This is a genomic window from Vibrio variabilis (assembly GCF_003263785.1).
In the GTDB taxonomy this organism is placed as follows: Bacteria; Pseudomonadota; Gammaproteobacteria; order Enterobacterales; family Vibrionaceae; genus Vibrio; species Vibrio variabilis.
Window position 1 is genome coordinate 1 of the sequence record NZ_JYJK01000104.1, and the last position, 503, is coordinate 503.

The window sequence follows — 503 nt, forward strand, 5'->3', positions numbered from 1 at the left end:
GTAACCGCAACTATCCGGTTCAGGGTTCGAACCGGCTTTCTTGATTTTTTCTTACGACTCATTACGTAAGCTTCCTCAGTAAAATGACATCATTACCAATGAATTCAATATCCAGCCCGTCTCGCTTTGCGAGGTACAAGAACGTGGCTCGACTAAAGAAAACAACATGTGTCTGGTCATTTTTGTAGTGCCATTTAGCAAATGCGTCTACATCTATCACCAGTTTTGTCATTAAGCCTAACCATCCTCCAGGCTTAATGAGCGATAACCATTGCTGCCAAACTTGGTTTGGCTCATACAAGTGTTCGATCACCTCTGTCGCGGTCACTACGTCATAAACACTATCGAGTACGGATATATCCGGATAATAGTACAGATCGTACAGTGCCATGTCATGGCCTTGCTCCGAGAGCATCAGTGACAGAGTCGGACCGGGACCACATCCAAAGTCTAGTCCTTTTGAACCGGGCGCAATTCGCTGCAAAATTGGGTCTGCCAATCGA

At 45.7% G+C, this 503-nt stretch carries 1 protein-coding gene; it reads right to left on the reverse strand.

The window, feature by feature from the left end; genetic code table 11:
• Nucleotides 1-61: 61 nt before the first annotated feature.
• Nucleotides 62-503: class I SAM-dependent methyltransferase (locus tag TZ48_RS18830; RefSeq protein WP_112480264.1), on the reverse strand; the 442-nt coding region annotated here is incomplete at its 5' end.